General features: G+C 67.2%; 2 protein-coding genes. Both read left to right on the forward strand.

What is annotated here, in order from left to right:
- Positions 1-164: 164 nt before the first annotated feature.
- Complete coding sequence (locus tag KBI5_RS24805; protein ID WP_085016636.1) at positions 165-485, forward strand: hypothetical protein; 321 nt, start codon at positions 165-167, stop codon at positions 483-485.
- Positions 486-769: 284 nt separating this feature from the next.
- Positions 770-1,159: a hypothetical protein gene (locus KBI5_RS24810; RefSeq protein WP_085016637.1), complete on the forward strand. Its 390-nt coding sequence runs from the start codon at positions 770-772 to the stop codon at positions 1,157-1,159.
- Positions 1,160-1,324: the final 165 nt, after the last annotated feature.

Here is a 1,324-nt window from a genome sequence, read left to right on the forward strand (position 1 = left end):
GACCGTCTGCGCTTCACCTCCAGCAACAAGCGCTTCCCCGTTCCCTCCGAGGCGACCAGCTACGACGTGCGCGGGGTGCCGCTGAGCTGCTGCCTGCCCACCTGAGCCGGCCGCCGCCCACCGAACAGGCAGATGTTCAGCACACCTCCACAGGGAGATCAACAATGACCTCTGCGCACAAGACGATGCGTGTGACCCTCGATGGCCTCGGCGAGTACGACGTACCAGCCAACGATCTGCGCTGGAACGGCTTCGCCTGCCCCGGATTCACCCTCGACCAGGTTCGTGAGATCGCCGCCGCTCTGGACCTGTCCAACCTGGCGGTCGGCTCCGACGACCAGGAGACGATCACCATCGGAGAAGACGGGGTCGTCACGATCCACAACACCTGGTCGGACGACACGGAGACGGTCGAACCCAACCCGCGCGACGGTCTGTACTACGTCGGCGGCTTCAGGTGGACCTGGGAGATCGTCGAGAAGTGAGCGCCATCGGTCACCGGCCGAGGAGGCGCCCGCTGCGACACCGCACGGGCGCCGTCCCGGCCGCCCCGATCCTCGTGCAGGTACGAAACACATCGCCGGACCCAACGGACGCTCACCTCGTGGTCGATGGCAACACCAACGGCTACCCGCTTCTGACCAGGGTTCGAGGCACGGCCCGCACCGACAACGGCAACCCGTGTCGGGCGTCAGGGCGGTGTTGACCGTGAGCGAACCCGACATCCCGCAACCGATTACGCACCCCCACGACCGAAGGAGGTCGGCCCGTGCTGCTCGACCTATCCGCGCTCCCGACCGCCGCCGACGACGAACTCAGCGCAGCCCTGTCCGCGATCAACACCGAGGTGCGACGGCGGATCACCGCTGACGGCGGACTCGCATCAAAAGTTCACCAGCTCTATCCAACGGCAGTCGCCGTGCTCTGCGACGTGGTCCGGGACGACTACCCGACTGCGTCAGCCGAGGGTGTGCTCCTTGCCGACAACACCACGATCGTCGTCGATGCGCGGTCCGCTCCGGACCTGTGGGGGGAGATCGGCGACGAGGTCGCGGACCTCGCCGCCGTCGACGGCGCGATCGGCGAGGACCTCTCCCACGGCCCTCTGATCCGCCTCGACGTCCCCCGACCCATCCGCGACGACCCGTCCCTGGCCTGATCCTGATGGGCCGCACAGCAGACCGTCGGACATCTCGGACGGCGGCCAACCTCGACGTATTCGGCCGGAGCCCGGTCAACCAGGGCGGCCCGCCGACCGATGACGACCGTCTCGACGCCCGCGCGTTCCTAGTAGGACTTGATTAGGTCTGTCTGTGGTTGTACT

Origin of the sequence: Frankia sp. KB5, from assembly GCF_002099325.1 — a bacterium.
Lineage (GTDB): Bacteria > Actinomycetota > Actinomycetes > Frankiales > Frankiaceae > Frankia > Frankia casuarinae.

Excerpts from the sequence above, each read along its gene's own strand:
- KBI5_RS24805 (WP_085016636.1), top strand. The coding sequence starts at position 165 with ATGACCTCTGCGCACAAGACGATGCGTGTGACCCTCGATGGCCTCGGC.